The sequence below is a fragment of the Pseudomonas sp. LjRoot277 genome (assembly GCF_964253845.1).
In the GTDB taxonomy this organism is placed as follows: Bacteria; Pseudomonadota; Gammaproteobacteria; order Pseudomonadales; family Pseudomonadaceae; genus Aquipseudomonas.
On the sequence record NZ_CAXURI020000001.1, the window covers coordinates 752767 to 770000 of the forward strand.

The 17234-nt window shown below is 57.1% G+C and carries 18 protein-coding genes and 1 rRNA gene (1 of these 19 running past the window's edge); 10 read left to right on the forward strand and 9 right to left on the reverse strand.

Annotated elements, in window-relative coordinates; genetic code table 11:
* The first annotated feature begins 78 nt into the window (after positions 1–78).
* The 4 genes from ACSQ87_RS03530 to ACSQ87_RS03545 all read left to right on the forward strand — a co-directional run bounded on the left by ACSQ87_RS03530 (position 79) and on the right by ACSQ87_RS03545 (position 3333).
* Complete coding sequence (locus tag ACSQ87_RS03530; protein WP_033056198.1) at positions 79–672, forward strand: aminodeoxychorismate/anthranilate synthase component II; 594 nt, start codon at positions 79–81, stop codon at positions 670–672.
* Positions 673–681: 9 nt separating this feature from the next.
* Positions 682–1731 (forward strand): anthranilate phosphoribosyltransferase, encoded by a 1050-nt coding sequence (gene trpD, locus ACSQ87_RS03535; RefSeq protein WP_095127233.1) that lies wholly within the window; start codon positions 682–684, stop codon positions 1729–1731.
* Positions 1728–2564, forward strand: a complete 837-nt coding sequence (gene trpC / locus ACSQ87_RS03540) for an indole-3-glycerol phosphate synthase TrpC (RefSeq protein WP_436273368.1) — start codon at positions 1728–1730, stop codon at positions 2562–2564. Before trpD ends, trpC begins: the two co-directional genes overlap by 4 nt.
* A gap of 67 nt (positions 2565–2631) precedes the next feature.
* Entirely contained in the window at positions 2632–3333 is a 702-nt protein-coding gene (locus ACSQ87_RS03545; RefSeq protein WP_436273369.1) for a lipoate--protein ligase family protein, read from the forward strand.
* On the opposite strand, the gene crp is transcribed toward ACSQ87_RS03545, so the two are convergent.
* Positions 3330–3974 (reverse strand): cAMP-activated global transcriptional regulator CRP, encoded by a 645-nt coding sequence (gene crp / locus ACSQ87_RS03550; RefSeq protein ID WP_046045393.1) that lies wholly within the window; start codon positions 3972–3974, stop codon positions 3330–3332. The genes ACSQ87_RS03545 and crp overlap by 4 nt on opposite strands.
* 231 nt (positions 3975–4205) lie before the next feature.
* Between crp and ACSQ87_RS03555 the strand changes: the two genes are divergently transcribed.
* The gene (locus ACSQ87_RS03555) at positions 4206–4628 is read left to right on the forward strand and encodes an OsmC family protein (RefSeq protein WP_007941657.1); all 423 of its coding nucleotides are present in this window, start codon (positions 4206–4208) and stop codon (positions 4626–4628) included.
* 238 nt (positions 4629–4866) lie between these two features.
* Positions 4867–5661 (forward strand): adenosylmethionine decarboxylase, encoded by a 795-nt coding sequence (speD, locus tag ACSQ87_RS03560; RefSeq protein ID WP_436273370.1) that lies wholly within the window; start codon positions 4867–4869, stop codon positions 5659–5661.
* Between the two features lie 63 nt (positions 5662–5724).
* Here the strand turns inward: speD and coq7 are convergent, their stop codons facing one another.
* From coq7 to hemJ, 6 genes are all read right to left on the reverse strand, one after another.
* Complete coding sequence (gene coq7 / locus ACSQ87_RS03565) at positions 5725–6372, reverse strand: 2-polyprenyl-3-methyl-6-methoxy-1,4-benzoquinone monooxygenase (protein WP_150659142.1); 648 nt, start codon at positions 6370–6372, stop codon at positions 5725–5727.
* 125 nt (positions 6373–6497) lie between these two features.
* Positions 6498–6836, reverse strand: a complete 339-nt coding sequence (locus ACSQ87_RS03570; RefSeq protein WP_008147240.1) for a histidine triad nucleotide-binding protein — start codon at positions 6834–6836, stop codon at positions 6498–6500.
* 82 nt (positions 6837–6918) lie between these two features.
* On the reverse strand, positions 6919–7707 hold the full coding sequence (locus ACSQ87_RS03575) for an SDR family NAD(P)-dependent oxidoreductase (RefSeq protein WP_436273371.1): 789 nt from the start codon (positions 7705–7707) through the stop codon (positions 6919–6921).
* Between the two features lie 62 nt (positions 7708–7769).
* Entirely contained in the window at positions 7770–8735 is a 966-nt protein-coding gene (locus ACSQ87_RS03580) for a DUF805 domain-containing protein (protein ID WP_436273372.1), read from the reverse strand.
* An 86-nt stretch (positions 8736–8821) separates the two neighbouring features.
* Positions 8822–9790 carry an NAD(P)H-dependent flavin oxidoreductase gene (locus ACSQ87_RS03585; protein WP_436273373.1) on the reverse strand — a complete coding sequence of 323 codons (969 nt, stop codon included), beginning with the start codon at positions 9788–9790 and terminating at the stop codon, positions 8822–8824.
* A 33-nt stretch (positions 9791–9823) separates the two neighbouring features.
* Positions 9824–10252, reverse strand: coding sequence for a protoporphyrinogen oxidase HemJ (hemJ, locus tag ACSQ87_RS03590; RefSeq protein ID WP_046045400.1), 429 nt, complete (start codon positions 10250–10252; stop codon positions 9824–9826).
* Between the two features lie 135 nt (positions 10253–10387).
* Here hemJ and argC point away from each other — a divergent pair, with 135 nt between their 5' ends.
* On the forward strand, positions 10388–11422 hold the full coding sequence (argC, locus tag ACSQ87_RS03595; RefSeq protein WP_046045401.1) for an N-acetyl-gamma-glutamyl-phosphate reductase: 1035 nt from the start codon (positions 10388–10390) through the stop codon (positions 11420–11422).
* Between the two features lie 168 nt (positions 11423–11590).
* Positions 11591–11941, forward strand: a complete 351-nt coding sequence (erpA, locus tag ACSQ87_RS03600; protein WP_007947969.1) for an iron-sulfur cluster insertion protein ErpA — start codon at positions 11591–11593, stop codon at positions 11939–11941.
* A 79-nt stretch (positions 11942–12020) separates the two neighbouring features.
* On the opposite strand, the gene ACSQ87_RS03605 is transcribed toward erpA, so the two are convergent.
* Together ACSQ87_RS03605 and ACSQ87_RS03610 are read right to left on the reverse strand one after the other, a co-directional pair.
* Positions 12021–13112, reverse strand: coding sequence for an anhydro-N-acetylmuramic acid kinase (locus tag ACSQ87_RS03605; RefSeq protein WP_436273374.1), 1092 nt, complete (start codon positions 13110–13112; stop codon positions 12021–12023).
* Positions 13113–13115: 3 nt separating this feature from the next.
* The gene (locus ACSQ87_RS03610) at positions 13116–14540 is read right to left on the reverse strand and encodes a peptidoglycan DD-metalloendopeptidase family protein (RefSeq protein ID WP_223431305.1); all 1425 of its coding nucleotides are present in this window, start codon (positions 14538–14540) and stop codon (positions 13116–13118) included.
* 212 nt (positions 14541–14752) lie between these two features.
* Between ACSQ87_RS03610 and tyrS the strand changes: the two genes are divergently transcribed.
* A complete protein-coding gene (tyrS, locus tag ACSQ87_RS03615) occupies positions 14753–15952 on the forward strand; it encodes a tyrosine--tRNA ligase (RefSeq protein ID WP_056741332.1) in 1200 nt (399 codons plus the stop codon).
* Positions 15953–16504: 552 nt separating this feature from the next.
* A 16S ribosomal RNA gene (locus ACSQ87_RS03620) occupies positions 16505–17234 on the forward strand; it runs 809 nt beyond the window's last position.

A 17234-nucleotide genomic window follows, 5' to 3' on the forward strand; every position in this document is an offset into this window, starting at 1 on the left:
TGACAAAGTGCAGGACGCTGCGGGTAAATCATTCGAAGGCTGTATTCAAAGTCAGTAAATTCAAGAGGTTCTTAAGCCATGTTGCTGATGATCGATAACTACGACTCTTTTACTTACAACGTTGTGCAATACCTCGGTGAGCTCGGCTCCCAGGTCAAAGTCGTGCGCAACGATGAGCTCACCATTGCAGAAATCGAAGCCCTCAACCCTGAGCGGATCGTCGTTTCCCCCGGCCCTTGCACGCCGAACGAAGCCGGCGTGTCGATTGATGTGATCAAACATTTTGGCGGTAAATTGCCGATCCTCGGCGTCTGCCTGGGGCATCAGTCCATCGGCCAGGCCTTTGGCGGTGATGTGGTGCGCGCCCGTCAGGTCATGCACGGCAAAACCAGCCCGGTGTTCCACGAGGACAAAGGCGTTTTCGAAGGCCTGAACCATCCGCTGACGGTCACCCGCTATCATTCACTGATCGTCAAACGCGAAACCCTGCCCGATTGCCTGGAGCTGACCGCCTGGACCCAGCTTGAAGACGGCTCGGTCGACGAGATTATGGGGCTGCGCCACAAGACACTGAACATCGAGGGCGTCCAGTTTCACCCTGAGTCGATCCTCACCGAACAGGGCCACGAGCTGTTCGCTAATTTCCTCAAACAAACCGGCGGCACGCGCTAAGGACTTTTCATGAATATCAAGACAGCCCTGAGCCGTATCGTCGAACAGCTCGACCTCAGCACCGATGAGATGCGCGATGTCATGCGCGAAATCATGACCGGTCAATGCACGGATGCGCAGATCGGCGCGTTCATGATGGCCATGCGCATGAAGAGTGAAAGCATCGACGAGATCGTCGGCGCCGTGTCGGTCATGCGCGAGCTGGCGGACAAGGTCGAACTCAAGACCCTCGACGGCGTTGTCGATGTGGTGGGCACCGGCGGTGACGGTGCCAATATCTTCAACGTATCGACCGCTTCCTCGTTCGTGGTCGCGGCCGCCGGTTGCACTGTCGCCAAGCACGGTAACCGTGCGGTCTCGGGCAAAAGCGGCAGCGCCGATCTGCTGGAGGCGGCGGGTATCTACTTGAACCTGACCCCGGTTCAGGTCGCACGCTGCATCGACAACGTCGGCATCGGTTTCATGTTCGCCCAGACCCATCACAGCGCCATGAAGCACGCCGCCGGCCCGCGCCGGGAGCTGGGCTTGCGCACGCTGTTCAACATGCTCGGCCCGCTTACGAATCCGGCCGGTGTGAAGCATCAGGTGGTGGGCGTGTTCAATCAGGCGTTGTGCCGGCCGCTGGCTGAAGTCTTGCAGCGTATGGGCAGCAAGCACGTGCTGGTGGTGCACTCGAAGGATGGCCTGGACGAGTTCAGTCTGGCGGCACCGACTTTTGTGGCGGAATTGAAGGATGACCAGATCACCGAGTATTGGGTCGAGCCAGAAGACTTGGGGATGAAGAGCCAGAGCCTGCACGGTCTGGCAGTGGATAGCCCGGCGGCCTCGCTGGAGCTGATTCGCGATGCCCTGGGCAAGCGCAAGACCGAAAACGGTCAGAAAGCCGCGGAAATGATTGTGCTCAATGCCGGTGCCGCGCTGTACGCCGCCGACCATGCCAGCAGTTTGAAAGAAGGCGTTGCCCTGGCGCACGATGCGCTGCACACAGGCCTCGCTCGGGAAAAACTGGAGGAGTTGGGTGCATTTACCGCGGTATTCAAAGTGGAGAATGAGGGATGAGTGTACCGACGGTTCTGGAAAACATTCTGGCCCGTAAATTCCAGGAAGTCGCCGAGCGTAGCGCTCGCGTAAGCCTGGCGGAGCTGGAAAGTCTGGCCAAGGCGGCCGATGCACCCCGTGGTTTTGCCAAGGCATTGTTGGCTCAGGCCAAGCTCAAGCAGCCAGCGGTCATTGCAGAAATCAAGAAAGCTTCACCGAGCAAAGGCGTTATCCGCGAGAACTTCGTTCCCGCCGACATCGCCAAGAGTTACGAGAAGGGCGGCGCGACCTGTCTGTCAGTGCTCACCGATATCGATTACTTCCAGGGCGCCGATGTGTATCTGCAACAGGCGCGTGCGGCGTGCAAACTGCCGGTGATCCGCAAGGACTTCATGATCGATCCGTACCAGATCATTGAAGCCCGCGCGTTGGGCGCCGACTGCGTGCTGCTGATCGTCTCCGCACTGGATGACGTGAAAATGGCCGAGCTGGCTGCCGTCGCCAAAAGTGTCGGCCTCGATGTGCTGGTGGAAGTTCACGATGGCGACGAGTTGGAGCGGGCCTTGAAAACCCTCGACACTCCGTTGGTCGGCGTGAACAACCGCAACCTGCACACCTTCGAAGTCAATCTGGAAACCACGCTCGATCTGTTGCCGCGTATCCCGCGTGATCGCTTGGTGATCACCGAAAGTGGCATTCTCAACCGGGCCGATGTTGAACTGATGGAAATCAGCGATGTGTACGCGTTCCTGGTTGGCGAAGCGTTCATGCGCGCCGAAAGCCCGGGCACCGAGCTGCAGCGTCTGTTCTTTCCTGAGCGTGGTATCGCGGTGAGCGGTTCTACACTCGACTGAACGTGACTTGATGAAGAAGCCGGCGATGCCGGCTTTTTTATACCCCAAACAAAGGATGTCTACTGTCATGACCCAGCCCATCGCCTTGACCGTCGAAGCCGGCCTGCTCGCCGAACAGGATCTGTTGGCCCATGTGTGCACCGGCGATTCGGAATTTGGGCTGTTGTTCTGGCAGCCCAGTGACAAGGCGCTGGTCATGCCGCGACGGTTGAATCGTCTGCCTGGGTTCGAGGCCGCGTGCGAGGTGTCGGCGGCGGCAGGTTGGCCGGTGTTGCTGCGTGAAACCGGCGGTGAACCGGTGCCGCAATCGGCCTCAACGATCAACATCGCACTGGTCTACGCGCCACCGCGTAGCGAGGGTGACCAGAACCGCATCGAAACCGGTTATCGCCGGCTGTGCGATCCGATTTGTCAGTTACTCGATGAACTGGGCGGCGTTTCGTCTTTGGGCGAAATAGAGGGGGCGTTCTGTGATGGGCGTTTCAACGTCAACCTTGATGGGCGCAAGATGGTCGGCACGGCTCAACGCTGGCGCCAGAGCAAGGGCGGTACGCGTCCGGTAGGGTTGGTGCACGGGGCTTTGTTACTCGATAACGAGCGTGAGTCGATGGTTGCGGCGGTTAACCGGTTCAATGAAGCCTGTGGCCTGGAGCAGCGAGTTCGCGCCGAGAGCCACATTGCCCTTCATGAAAAATATGCAGCACCTGATGCGTTGGAACGACTCGACACGTTGTACCGCCAGTTGCTGGCAGACATGTTCAGGGTTTAGCGCGTACCGAAGACCACCATGGTCTTGCCTTTGACGTCCACCAGGTTGCGTTCTTCCAGATCCTTGAGTACGCGACCGACCATCTCGCGTGAACAACCGACAATCCGCCCGATCTCCTGACGGGTCACCTTGATCTGCATGCCGTCGGGATGGGTCATGGCATCTGGCTGCTTGCACAGTTCCAGCAGGCAACGTGCGACGCGGCCGGTAACGTCGAAGAATGCCAGGTCACCCACCTTGCGGGTGGTGTTGCGCAGGCGCTGTGCGATTTGTCCGCTGAGCACGTAAAGAATGTCTGGATCCTGTTGGGACAGCTCGCGGAATTTCGCGTAGCTGATTTCCGCGACTTCGCATTCGATCTTGGCGCGCACCCATGCGCTGCGTTCCTGTTCCAGGCCGGCCTGTTCGAACAGGCCCAACTCGCCGAAAAAGTCTCCGGAGTTCAGGTAGGCGATGATCATTTCGCGGCCGTCGTCATCCTCGATCAGGATGGTGACCGAACCCTTGATGATGAAGAACAGGGTTTCCGAGCGATCGCCGGCACAAATGATGTTGCTTTTGGCCGCATAACGACGGCGCTGGCAGTGCATCAGCAGCTTGTCGAGGTTCTTGATTTTGGGTGTTGGGGTAATAGCAACCATGGTTGTATCCCGAAAAGACTTCACGGTGTGTTTGGTTTTCTTATGAGTCGCTGAGGTTGCTACAAAGCTGGCCATGCGCCAGTGAATTGGCGCCAGCTTAACAGACACTTCCTGCAATATTCGAGAATTTACCTACAGCGCAGCGGCTTGCGTCGTAGGAAGGCGAGACGCCGTCAATCAAGGCCCCTGTGCTAAGCTGGCGACCCTTTTTTATACAGTGGAGTCTTGGCGATGAAGGCACGCATCCAATGGGCTGGCGAAGCCATGTTCCTCGGCGAATCCGGCAGCGGTCATGTCGTGGTCATGGACGGTCCGCCCGATGCCGGCGGTCGCAACCTGGGTGTCCGGCCGATGGAAATGCTTCTGCTGGGTGTTGGCGGTTGCAGCAATTTCGATGTGGTCAGCATCCTCAAGAAGTCTCGTCAGGCCGTTGAAAGCTGCGAAGCCTTCCTCGAAGCCGAGCGTGCCACCGAAGATCCGAAGGTTTTCACCAAGATCCACATGCACTTCGTGGTCAAGGGCCGAGGCTTGAAAGAAGCCCAGGTCAAACGCGCCATCGAGCTGTCTGCCGAGAAGTATTGCTCGGCGTCGATCATGCTCGGTGCGGCTGGCGTGGCAATTACCCATGACTACGAGATCATCGAGCTCGGTTGAATCGACATTCAACTATCATAAAGGCAGTGCAGACTGTGGCGATCCCAAGCTGACGTCTGCACAATGCGCCACTTTTTTCAGGGTAGTGGCCTGTCCGCCGACAGGCCGCGCACTCCAACAGACAACCAAAGTCGCCATTGTGAAGAGGTGTTAACCGTCCTACGCAGGTGTGTCGTTCGCATCTGACGGGCATGCTTGATCATGCGGCCGGGCCGCAATACATAGAGAGTCTTTAACGGTGAAAAGCAAACTCAAGCTCCACGGGTTCAATAACCTGACAAAGACCTTGAGCTTCAACATCTATGACATCTGCTACGCGCAAACCCCGCAAGACCAACAGGCTTACGTCGAGTACATCAATAAAGAGTACAACGCGAAGCGCCTGACGCAGATCCTCACAGAAGTTGTCGATATCATTGGTGCCAACATCCTGAACATCGCCAGTCAGGATTATGAGCCCCAAGGCGCCAGCGTCACGATTCTGATCTCTGAAGAGCCGGTGACCCCGACCGACAGTCAGATCGAAGAGTCCCCGGGCCCGCTGCCTGAAATTATCCTGGCCCACCTCGACAAGAGCCACATCACGGTGCACACCTACCCGGAAATCCATCCGGACGATGGCATCGCGACATTCCGTGTGGACATTGATGTGTCGACCTGTGGCGTCATTTCACCGCTCAAGGCGCTCAACTTCCTGATTCACCAGTTCGATTCGGACATCGTGACCGTGGATTATCGCGTGCGCGGCTTCACCCGTGACGTGGAAGGCAAAAAGCACTTCATTGACCACGAGATCAATTCGATTCAAAACTACCTTTCTGTAGACACCCGCGACGCGTACCAGATGACCGACGTGAACGTGTACCAGGAAAACCTGTTCCACACCAAAATGCTGCTGAAGAACTTCGAACTCGATAACTACCTGTTCGGCGACGCCACCAGCAGCCTGTCCTCTGAGCAGCGTGCGCAGGTGACTGACCGCGTGAAACACGAAATGCTGGAAATCTTCTACGCGCGCAACATGCCGAGCTAATTTTCTGCGAGCAAAAAGAAAGAGCGCTGAAAAGCGCCCTTTTTTGTGCCCGGGATTTGGCGGTCAGATCCGGTAAGTACTCTTGGTCATGACCTTGGCCATCAGGCTCATGCCGAACTTCACCGGTGCCGGGAAGCGGAAACCCCCAGCCTCCAGCGCGCTTTCGGCGTGGTGTTCTTCATCAATGCGCATCTGCTCGAGGATCGCCCGGGACTTTTCGTCCTCGGCTGGCAGTTGCTCAAGGTGTTCGTTGAGGTGTTTGCACACCTGATGCTCGGTCGCGGCAACGAAACCCAGGCTGACTTTATCGCTGATCAACCCGGCCACCGCGCCAATCCCGAACGACATGCCGTAGAACAGCGGATTGAGAATGCTGGTATGGCTGCCCAACTGTTTTATGCGTTGTTCGCACCAGACCAGGTGGTCGATTTCTTCTTCGGCGGCATGCTCCATGGCGGCGCGCACTTGCGGCAGCTTGGCGGTCAGGGCCTGACCCTGATACAGCGCCTGGGCACAGACTTCGCCGGTATGGTTGATGCGCATCAGACCGGCGACGTGCCGGGTGTCGTCGTCGCTCATTTGCGCATCCGGCTGAACGATAGCGGGCGAAGGACGGTACGGCTGACCACTGAAGGGCAACAAGGTACGCATCGCGGCATCGGCTTGCAGCAGAAGGCGGTCAATCGGCGAGTAGTGACGTTGGGTAGTCATGCTGACCTCCGGGAAGAATCTCGGCGGCCAGTTTAACCCAATCGGCCGGGGGAAGGTTTGCGCTGGGTCATTGCGACGCAGGTACTTGTGGGAGCGGTTGCCCACCCCCACGAGGTTTGCTGCAGTCAGCCCGGCGGCCAATGCATCTGGCGCTGACCCAATACATGCATATGTATGTGATAGACGGTCTGCCCACCCAGTGGATTGCAATTCATGACCACGCGAAAGCCCTCTTCGCAGCCCAGTTCCAGGGCCAGACGCTGGGCGGTGAACAGAATATGCCCAGCCAATGCCTTGTCGTCCTCGGTCAGGTCGTTAAGCGTACGCACCGCTTTTTTCGGGATCACCAGAAAATGCACCGGTGCCTGTGGGGCGATGTCGTGGAAGGCCAGTACCTGGTCGTCCTCGTAAATGATCTTCGCCGGGATTTCCCGGTTAATGATCTTGGTGAACAGAGTATCCACAGCTGTTTTCTCCGTTGTTTGGGCTGGCCTGAGTGTAACCATGGGTTATGCCCGAGCCCAGCCTTTTACCTTGAGGGTGCGATCAGCGCGGGCAGTAAGCCTTGTTGACCATGCCGGCGATTGTCCGGGTCAGCCAGCGCGAGCCGAGTCGCGGCAGGAAGGCACGCCAGCGGTTGCGTCGACCCGGAATAATGATGGCGCGATTTTTCTCCAGGGCCCGCACGGTATAGAGCGCGACTTCCTCGGGGCTCATCAGCATTTTGCTGTCGTTCAGTTTGCCAGCGTCCAATTGTGCGGTGCGGAAAAACGCCGTGCGGGTAGGGCCGGGGCAGAGCACCGACACCTTGACCGCGCATTTTTTCAGTTCGACGCGCAACCCTTCGGAAAAGTGCAGCACATAAGCCTTGCTGGCGTAGTAAGTACTCATCCACGGGCCGGGATGGAACGCCGCCACCGAGGCGACATTCAAAATTTGCCCGCCGCCCTGCAGCGCCATACTGTTGCCGATCGCGTGACACAGGCGAGTGAGCGCGAGGATGTTCACTTCGATCAGGTCCTGCTCAGTCATCCAGTCCTGAGCCAGAAAAGGGCCGCAGGTGCCGATGCCGGCGCAGTTGACCAGCAAATCGATTTGTCGGTCACCTTCCTCCAGTTCCAGCAGAAAACCGGACAGCCGTAGCGGTTCGCCGAGGTCACAGGCTCGGAACAGCACTTCCACGCCAAAACGTTGAGTCAGTTCAATCGCAATACTTTCCAGCTGATCACGCTGACGAGCCACCAGAATCAGGCTGCGGCCGCGCCGGGCCAGCGCTTCGGCCATCGCCAGGCCGATGCCGCTGGAAGCGCCAGTGATCAGAGCGTAACGGGTCATGCATTTCTCCATCGCAACAGCTCCGCGCCGGCGACGCAGGTGTCACGGACGGGGAGCGCTGTTCATTCTTTCGCAGAGTCTACAGGGGGCTGGGCTGCTTCGGCTGCTTCGTCAGCTGAATTTGGCGCTGGCTCTGCTTCCACGGCGGTTTGATCTTCGATCTCTTCGGTGGTCACGGAGTCACTTTCATAGCTGTTCTGGGTGGCGCTTTCGTATTCGCTCTGAATGGTAGTAAGGCCGCCGGTCAGTCCGCCGATGAACAGGATCGCGATAAACACCAGCCACAGTGAAGACAAGACCTTGACCGCGGTGCTGTTGGGCGGTGGTGGTGCACCGTATCGATTGGCGGTGTTATTACCTGGCGCAATCATCATCACGAACGGAAAGATGCTACCCACGAACGGCACGAGGGTCAGCAGCCAGAGCCAGCCAGACCAGCCGATATCGTGCAGACGCTGGACACTGAACTGAATGCTGACGAACGCGAGCGCCACGACGAGAATAAAGGCCAGCAAACCACCGAGAATCAGGCCGGAGGTCGAGTCCGTAGTGATGAGGGCCAAGCCGAAAACAGCAAGCACAGCGCCAACGCCAAGGGTCACCAGCGTCAGCGACATCGTCCAGGCCAGATAACGCAAGCGGCCGATCCGACCCTCGAAGCTGAAGGGCTTGAGTGTGGAAAATTCAGGCAAAACTTCGCCAACGGTAGCCCGGGGTGGTGCGTAAGGGGATTCGGGATCTGTCGCGACGCCAGGGGAGTGTTCATGAACGTCGGACAGGTTCAGCTCGATCGAGGGTTCGGATTCAATCCGGGCATCGATTCCGGTTTTGTTCAGCGCCTGGAGATAAGTCTGCGCATCGACCTGCGACAGGTCGCGTTTGAGCGCAACAGGCTTGCCACTGAACAGCCGCTCGATGGCAGCCACATCGCTTTTGAACAACTCGGCGAGATTGAGCTTGGCGGTGGTGACGTCAACACCTGGCAGCAGAGCGCCGTCGAACACGATTTTGAAACGGTTTTCGCTCATTGCGAGGCATCCTTGTCACGAATGTTTCAGGGAGTATTGCGCGTGGAGTGTAAAGCCAGCCGGAATGGACTGGCCAAGTTTTCCTGTCAGCGCGGCCAGCGCTTGGGCAGCGCTGCCGCCAGCTCCAGTGCTTTGCGGTACTCGGCATCGAGGCGGGCGACCAATTGGTCGACACTCGGTAGGTCGTCGATCTCGCCGACCCCCTGGCCTGCGGACCAGACGGTTTTCCAGGCTTTGGCTTCATCGCTTACGGGCTTGAGTTTGGAGCCGAAGTTCACTTCGCCCTTGCCTTGCAGTGCTGCCATGTCGAAACCTGCAGCCTCAAGGCTCTGACGCATAAAGCTCGCCGGTACTCCCGACACCGCTGGAGTATGGACGATGTCCGCGGCTCTGGAAGTCAGCAGCATCTCTTTATAGGCGTCAGACGCATGACTTTCGGTGGTACCGATAAATCGCGTACCGAAGTAGGCCAGATCCGCACCAAGCAATTGCGCAGCGAGAATCTCGTGACCGTGGTTCAGGCAACCGGCCAGCAGCAGGGTCTTGTCGAAGAATTGGCGTATTTCGGCAATCAGCGAGAACGGGCTCCAGGTTCCGGCGTGTCCACCGGCGCCCGCGGCTACGGCGATCAAGCCATCCACGCCGGCCTCAGCGGCTTTTTCTGCATGGCGGCGAGTCGTCACGTCATGGAACACCAGACCGCCATAGCTGTGTACTGCATCGACCAGTTCTTTCACGGCGCCGAGGCTGGTGATCACGATCGGCACTTTGTGCTCGATACAGATTTCCAGATCCGCTTGCAGCCGCGGGTTGCTGTTGTGGACGATCAGGTTCACCGCATAAGGCGCTGGGTTGTCCAATGTCGCCAATCCTGCTTCGATCTCTTCCAGCCAGGCCTTGAAGCCACTGCTCTCGCGCTGGTTCAGCGCAGGAAAGCTGCCGACCACGCCATTACGGCAGCAGGCGAGCACCAGTTGTGGGTTGGAGATCAGGAACATTGGCGCTGCCACCACTGGCAGACGCAAGCGTTGTTCGAGCAGAGCGGGCAGCGACATTGGAAGTACCCCGGTGATTTGTGCTTATTGGAGTTAAAACGGCCGAACGACGACCAGAATTACAATAGCCAGCAATATCAGAACCGGCACTTCATTGAACCAGCGATAAAAGACATGGCTGCGGGTGTTCTCGCCACGGGCAAAACGTTTTACCTGGGCGCCGCACATGTGGTGGTAGCCGATCAGGATCACTACCAGGGTCAATTTGGCGTGAATCCACGCACCCTGACTGAATATGCTTGGGTTCAGGCCGATCAGCGCGATGCCGAAAATCAAGGTGGCGATCATCGCCGGCCCCATGATGCCGCGGTACAGCTTGCGCTCCATGATGCTGAAACGTTCCTTGCTGACGGTGTCCTCGCTTTGGGCATGATAGACAAACAGGCGCGGCAGGTAGAACAGGCCGGCAAACCAGCAGACCATGCTGACGATGTGAAGCGCTTTGAGCCACAGATAAAGCATTTTTAGTTATTCCCAGGTTCACAGTAGCCCGAATAGTAGAGGCTTGAGCCGCCGCACGTCACCTTGGCGGTTGTCGCAGAGCCGCGCGGCCCCTATTATCGACGGCTTTCCAGTGGGTTCGTTGAGGGCAGGTTTATGGTCAAGGTCGGTATCGTCGGCGGCACGGGTTACACCGGTGTCGAACTGCTGCGTCTGTTGGCGCAACATCCGCAAGCTGAAGTGGCAGTCATCACTTCCCGATCCGAGGCCGGTCTGGCCGTGGCTGATATGTATCCGAACCTGCGCGGTCATTACGATGGCCTGGCGTTCAGCGTTCCGGACATCAAGACGCTGGGTGCTTGCGACGTGGTGTTCTTCGCCACGCCTCACGGTGTTGCCCATGCGCTGGCTGGCGAACTGTTGGCAGCCGGGACTAAAGTCATCGACCTGTCGGCGGACTTCCGTCTGCAAGACGCCGATGAGTGGGCCAAGTGGTACGGTCAGCCGCACGGCGCGCCGGAACTGCTGGAAGAGGCGGTCTATGGCTTGCCGGAAGTCAATCGCGAGCAAATCAAGCAGGCCCGTCTGATCGCCGTGCCGGGTTGCTACCCGACCGCTACGCAATTGGGTTTCCTGCCATTGCTGGAAGCAGGTCTGGCCGATACCACTCGCTTGATTGCTGACTGCAAATCCGGTGTCAGTGGTGCCGGTCGTGGCGCGTCTGTAGGTTCGCTGTACTCCGAGACGTCGGAAAGCATGAAGGCTTACGCCGTCAAAGGTCACCGTCACTTGCCGGAAATCCGCCAGGGCCTGCGTCGAGCTGCGGGCAAGGACGTCGGTCTGACGTTCGTTCCGCACCTTACGCCAATGATTCGAGGCATCCACTCGACGCTCTACGCGACTGTCGTGGATCGCTCGGTCGATCTGCAGGCGTTGTTTGAAAAGCGTTATGCCAACGAGCCGTTCGTCGATGTCATGCCTGCTGGCAGCCATCCGGAAACCCGCAGCGTGCGCGGTGCCAACGTTTGCCGTATTGCGGTGCATCGTCCGCAGGATGGTGATCTGGTGGTGGTGTTGTCGGTGATCGACAACCTGGTCAAAGGTGCGTCGGGGCAGGCGGTGCAGAACCTGAACATCCTGTTTGGTCTGGATGAGCGCTTGGGTCTGTCCCATGCAGGCATGCTGCCGTAAGGTTTTATCCTGCTCAGCAAAAAGGCCCGTCTGACGGGCCTTTTTGCATTCCGGGCTTACGATTGGGTTGATTGATATACCGTAACAATAGTTGACCGATTTTCTAGGAGAAGCGGATAATGCGCGTCATCACGCATTATGGCGGCGTAACGCCGGGAGATAGTTAGCATGAGCGTCGAATCCTTCACCCCCACGGCTTTGCAATTCACCCACGGTGCCGCGCACAAGGTGAAGAGCCTGGTCGATGAAGAGGGGAATGATCGTTTGAAGCTGCGCGTATTTGTTACGGGCGGCGGTTGTTCAGGTTTTCAGTACGGCTTCACCTTCGATGAAGAAGTGGCCGATGACGACACCATTGTCGAGCGCGAAGGGGTGAGTCTGGTCGTTGATCCGATGAGCTTCCAGTACCTGGCAGGTGCCGAGGTGGATTATCAGGAGGGTCTGGAAGGATCGCGCTTCGTGATCAAGAATCCGAACGCCAGCACCACGTGTGGCTGCGGCTCTTCGTTCTCGATCTGATCGCAATCACCGCGTCACCAAGCGCCGCATGGTCTCAGGGCTCTGCGGCGTTTTGCTGTCCGGGATTTGGTATGGATGGTCAGGCAGGGTAGATGGCGCCGAGTACGCGCAGGCCGCTTGCGCCGGTGACGCTTGGGCGATTGGCAGCGATGCCTTCAAGGCAGCAATGGGCCAGCCAGGCGAAGGCCATGGCTTCGACCCAGTCCGGGTCTACACCGTAAGCCGCGGTGCTGCTGACCTTGGTGTTCGGCAGCAAGCTGGCCAAGCGGTTCATCAGCGTGGCGTTGTGGGCGCCGCCGCCGCAGACCAACAGTTCCTGGGTATCTGATTGAGCGCTTTGCAGTGACTCGACGATGGTCAGGGCGGTCAGTTCGAGCAGGGTAGCCTGCACGTCTTCGACGGCGAAGGTCATCAGTTTGGATAGATGCTGTGTCAGCCATGGCAGGTTGAACACTTCGCGGCCGGTGCTCTTGGGGCCTTTGGTCACGAAAAATGGATCGCTCAGCAGTTCATTCAGCAGAATGGGTTCGACCTTGCCGCTGGCAGCCCATTGGCCATCGCGATCAAAGTTGTCTCCGCGTTGCTGGTGAATCCAGGCATCCAGCAGAACGTTTCCTGGACCGCAGTCGAAACCCGCAACAGGTTTGCCGGGTTCAATCAGGCTGAGGTTGCTGAATCCGCCAACGTTCAATACTGCGCGATTGCCTGCGCGCTCTTCAAACAACGCTTCGTGAAAGGCTGGGACCAGTGGCGCGCCTTGTCCGCCAGCCGCAACATCGCGGCTGCGGAAGTCGCTGACCACGGTGATGCCGGTCAACTCGGTCAGAAGGGCAGGGTTGCCTATCTGCACCGTAAAGCCGCGCGCCGGTTCGTGGCGAATGGTCTGGCCGTGGCTGCCAATCGCGCGAATGTCTTCGGGCTTCAGGTTTTGTTGGTTTAAGAGGGAGTGAATGCCCTGTGCTGCCAGCTTCACCCAGTTTTGTTGGACGATGGCGGAGCGGGCAATCTCGTCCGGGCCGCTGGCGCACAAGCCAAGCAGCTCGGTGCGCAGGGAGTCAGGCATTGGGGTGTAATGTGTGGCGATCAGTTTGATCGCCGGGGCCAGCTCGACCAGCGCAATGTCCAGGCCATCGAGGCTGGTCCCGGACATCACACCTATATAGAGCGTCATGGCTTAGCGCTTGCTCGAAGCCAGCTGCGTGGATTTTTCTTGATCCATGCGCGCCATCAGCGGTTGGCTCTGCGCGAGGAAACGTGCGCGCTCGGCTTTGGAGATCGGATCGGCCATCGCCACCTTTTGGCCTAGTGGGTCGACGTGCACGCCATTGACCTGGAACTCGTAATGCAAATGCGGTCCGGTGGAAAGTCCGGTAGTCCCGATGTAGCCGATCACCTGGCCTTGTTTGACGCTACTGCCAGTCTGCACGCCTTTGGCGAAGCCCTGCATGTGGCCGTACAGCGTACGGTAGGTATTGCCGTGCTGGATGATCACGGTATTGCCGTAGCCACCGCGGCGACCGGCCAGCAACACTTTGCCGTCACCGGCAGCCTTGATTGGGGTACCACGCGGCGCTGCATAGTCGACGCCTTTGTGAGCGCGGATCTTGTTCAGGATCGGGTGCTTGCGGCCCATGGAGAATTTCGAGCTGATGCGGGCGAAGTCCACCGGGGTACGGATAAACGCCTTGCGCATGCTGTTGCCGTCAGCAGTGTAGTAGCTGCTGTTGCCTTGTTTATTGGTGTAACGCACGGCGGTGTAGGTCTTGCCGCGGTTAGTGAAGCGAGCGGAAAGGATCGGGCCATTGCCGACAGCCTTGCCATTGACGACCTTCTGTTCGTAGATGACATCGAACTGGTCACCCTGGCGAATATCCTGGGCGAAGTCGACGTCATAGCCAAACACGCTGGCCATGTCCATGGTCAGGCTGTGGGACAAACCGGCGCGTGCAGCGGACTGCGACAGCGAGCTGTTGATCACGCCATGAACGTAGGCAGAGCGCACGTTCGGCTTGGCGGTAATGCGGTTGAATGCATACCCCTTGTCATTCTTGGTCAAGGTGATGCTTTCGACGTCGCTGATCTTGCTGTGAAGGTTGGTCAGCTGGCCATCGGGGCTCAGTTCGAATTCGAGTTTCTGGCCATGTTTGAGTTGGCTGAACTGCTTGGCTTGTTTGTCGCTGGCCAGTACTTCATGCACCGAAGCTGCTGGAAGGCCGACTTTTTCAAACAGGGTGGAGAGGGTATCGCCTTTAGAAACGATCACTTCCCTGTGGTTTGGAGACTTTTTTTCTTCGATCACAGGCGCCGGCGCTGGCGCGACCTGAGCGGTTTCCTGAGGTTCTTCGGCGCTGTTTTCGATCTGCGCAAAAGGGGACGCTGCTGGCTCATTTGTGGCTTGGACCGCTTCGGCAGCGTCTTGATCTTGTGTCAGTTGTTCAGCTGGGCTTTCCAGTTCAAGACTCAGGGTCGTCTTTTTGGCTTCAACATCACTGGAAGGGAATACCAGAAGCGCCAGGCTCAGAAGGGCGGCGATGCCACTTGCTGCGAGCAGGTGGGTCTTCGGGTAAAGCGGCGGCGCTTTAGACGATTCTTTGGTCATAGGTAATTTTTGACTTTGAAAAAGATGAATTGGAAAAGATGAATGACATGATGAAGATGAAATAACTGTATAAAATATAACCAAATCATCTCTGAAGCAAGTCCGCGAACGCGGTGTCCGTGGATTGGCGTCCGTGCGCCGGGCAAAACTTGTATTTGACGCGCGATCTTGTATGGTTGGTTCCCTTTGAATTCGAGCCTTGCGGGTCTGTTATGAAGTCGGTTGAAGAGCAGCTAGCGCTGATTAAACGTGGTGCGGAAGAACTGTTGGTCGAGTCCGAGCTGATCGAAAAGCTCAAGCGTGGCCAGCCTCTACGTATTAAGGCAGGCTTCGATCCGACCGCGCCGGATTTGCACCTGGGTCATACCGTGCTTATTAATAAGCTGCGCCAGTTCCAGGAGCTGGGGCATCAGGTGATCTTCCTTATAGGTGACTTCACCGGGATGATCGGCGACCCGAGCGGTAAGAGTGCGACGCGTCCTCCTCTTACCCGCGAGCAGGTTCTCGAGAATGCCGAGACCTACAAGACTCAGGTTTTCAAGATTCTTGATCCGGCGAAAACCGAAGTTGCGTTCAACTCCACCTGGATGGATCAGATGGGGCCGGCCGATTTCATTCGCCTGACTTCTCAATACACCGTGGCTCGCATGCTCGAGCGCGACGACTTCTATAAGCGCTACACCACCAATCAGCCAATCGCCATTCATGAGTTTCTCTATCCGCTGGTTCAGGGTTACGACTCGGTAGCCTTGCGCGCGGATGTCGAGTTGGGTGGTACTGATCAGAAATTCAACCTGTTGATGGGGCGCGAACTGCAGCGTGGATATGGTCAAGAGGCTCAGTGCATTCTGACCATGCCGCTGCTTGAAGGTCTGGATGGTGTGAAGAAGATGTCCAAGTCCTTGGGCAACTACGTGGGTATTCAGGAAGCGCCGGGTGTGATGTACGGCAAACTGGTTTCCATTCCGGATGCGCTGATGTGGCGCTACTTCGAATTGCTCAGTTTCCGCTCCATGGATGAGATCAATGCATTCCGTGCTGATGTCGAGGCGGGTGCCAATCCGCGTGATATCAAGATCAAGCTGGCCGAGGAGATCGTTGCGCGTTTTCATGGTGAAGAGGCTGCGGCCAATGCTCACCGTGCGGCGGGTAACCGGATGAAGGAAGGCGAGCTGCCGGACGATCTGCCGGAGATCGAGTTGACTGCTACTGAAGACATGCCGATCGCTGCTGTCCTTAATAAGGCAGGTCTGGTCAAGAACTCGGCTGTCGCTCGGGACCTTCTAGGTTCTGGTGGTGTGCGTATAGATGGTGAGGTTGTCGATCGCACCTTTATATACGTACTGGGCGCGACCCATGTTTGCCAGGCTGGGAAGAAGGCATTTGCGCGTATTACGCTCAAATCCGAATAAAGCTCAAATTAGGTGTTGACGGCAGATTCTGGAAGTCTATAATTCGCCCCACTTCCGGCGCAGTCGAAACGGAAAACTCCTTGGTAAACAATGAGTTACGCAGTTTTCGACAGCGAGTTGCTTCAGGTCATCGAAGCCCAGAAGGAGTTGAAAGAGTGAGGTTGTTTGACTCTTTTAACGATTCGATCTTCTCGGTCGAAAGCGGAGAAAAAGAGGTGTTGACAGCAGCGAGTAACGCTGTAGAATTCGCCTCCCGCTAACGAGAGATCGGAAGCGCAAGTGGTTGAAGTTGCAAAGGAAACTTTGAAAACTTCGAAAAATAACCGCTTGACAGCAACAGAGGCTGCTGTAGAATGCGCGCCTCGGTTGAGACGAAAGATCTTAACCAACCGCTCTTTAACAACTGAATCAAGCAATTCGTGTGGGTGCTTGTGGAGTCAGACTGATAGTCAACAAGATTATCAGCATCACAAGTTACTCCGCGAGAAATCAAAGATGTAACCAACGATTGCTGAGCCAAGTTTAGGGTTTCTTAAAAACCCAAAGATGTTTGAACTGAAGAGTTTGATCATGGCTCAGATTGAACGCTGGCGGCAGGCCTAACACATGCAAGTCGAGCGGCAGCACGGGTACTTGTACCTGGTGGCGAGCGGCGGACGGGTGAGTAATGCCTAGGAATCTGCCTGGTAGTGGGGGATAACGCTCGGAAACGGACGCTAATACCGCATACGTCCTACGGGAGAAAGCAGGGGACCTTCGGGCCTTGCGCTATCAGATGAGCCTAGGTCGGATTAGCTAGTTGGTGAGGTAATGGCTCACCAAGGCGACGATCCGTAACTGGTCTGAGAGGATGATCAGTCACACTGGAACTGAGACACGGTCCAGACTCCTACGGGAGGCAGCAGTGGGGAATATTGGACAATGGGCGAAAGCCTGATCCAGCCATGCCGCGTGTGTGAAGAAGGTCTTCGGATTGTAAAGCACTTTAAGTTGGGAGGAAGGGCATTAACCTAATACGTTAGTGTTTTGACGTTACCGACAGAATAAGCACCGGCTAACTCTGTGCCAGCAGCCGCGGTAATACAGAGGGTGCAAGCGTTAATCGGAATTACTGGGCGTAAAGCGCGCGTAGGTGGTTTGTTAAGTTGGATGTGAAATCCCCGGGCTCAACCTGGGAACTGCATTCAAAACTGACAAGCTAGAGTATGGTAGAGGGTGGTGGAATTTCCTGTGTAGCGGTGAAATGCGTAGATATAGGAAGGAACACCAGTGGCGAAGGCGA

Excerpts from the sequence above, each read along its gene's own strand:
- ACSQ87_RS03580 (WP_436273372.1), bottom strand. The coding sequence starts at position 8,735 with ATGAGCGAAAACCGTTTCAAAATCGTGTTCGACGGCGCTCTGCTGCCA.
- trpC (WP_436273368.1), top strand. The coding sequence starts at position 1,728 with ATGAGTGTACCGACGGTTCTGGAAAACATTCTGGCCCGTAAATTCCAG.
- coq7 (WP_150659142.1), bottom strand. The coding sequence starts at position 6,372 with ATGACTACCCAACGTCACTACTCGCCGATTGACCGCCTTCTGCTGCAA.
- ACSQ87_RS03585 (WP_436273373.1), bottom strand. The coding sequence starts at position 9,790 with ATGTCGCTGCCCGCTCTGCTCGAACAACGCTTGCGTCTGCCAGTGGTG.
- ACSQ87_RS03545 (WP_436273369.1), top strand. The coding sequence starts at position 2,632 with ATGACCCAGCCCATCGCCTTGACCGTCGAAGCCGGCCTGCTCGCCGAA.
- ACSQ87_RS03530 (WP_033056198.1), top strand. The coding sequence starts at position 79 with ATGTTGCTGATGATCGATAACTACGACTCTTTTACTTACAACGTTGTG.
- tyrS (WP_056741332.1), top strand. The coding sequence starts at position 14,753 with ATGAAGTCGGTTGAAGAGCAGCTAGCGCTGATTAAACGTGGTGCGGAA.
- trpD (WP_095127233.1), top strand. The coding sequence starts at position 682 with ATGAATATCAAGACAGCCCTGAGCCGTATCGTCGAACAGCTCGACCTC.
- argC (WP_046045401.1), top strand. The coding sequence starts at position 10,388 with ATGGTCAAGGTCGGTATCGTCGGCGGCACGGGTTACACCGGTGTCGAA.
- crp (WP_046045393.1), bottom strand. The coding sequence starts at position 3,974 with ATGGTTGCTATTACCCCAACACCCAAAATCAAGAACCTCGACAAGCTG.
- ACSQ87_RS03575 (WP_436273371.1), bottom strand. The coding sequence starts at position 7,707 with ATGACCCGTTACGCTCTGATCACTGGCGCTTCCAGCGGCATCGGCCTG.
- ACSQ87_RS03605 (WP_436273374.1), bottom strand. The coding sequence starts at position 13,112 with ATGACGCTCTATATAGGTGTGATGTCCGGGACCAGCCTCGATGGCCTG.
- ACSQ87_RS03555 (WP_007941657.1), top strand. The coding sequence starts at position 4,206 with ATGAAGGCACGCATCCAATGGGCTGGCGAAGCCATGTTCCTCGGCGAA.
- hemJ (WP_046045400.1), bottom strand. The coding sequence starts at position 10,252 with ATGCTTTATCTGTGGCTCAAAGCGCTTCACATCGTCAGCATGGTCTGC.
- erpA (WP_007947969.1), top strand. The coding sequence starts at position 11,591 with ATGAGCGTCGAATCCTTCACCCCCACGGCTTTGCAATTCACCCACGGT.
- ACSQ87_RS03610 (WP_223431305.1), bottom strand. The coding sequence starts at position 14,540 with ATGACCAAAGAATCGTCTAAAGCGCCGCCGCTTTACCCGAAGACCCAC.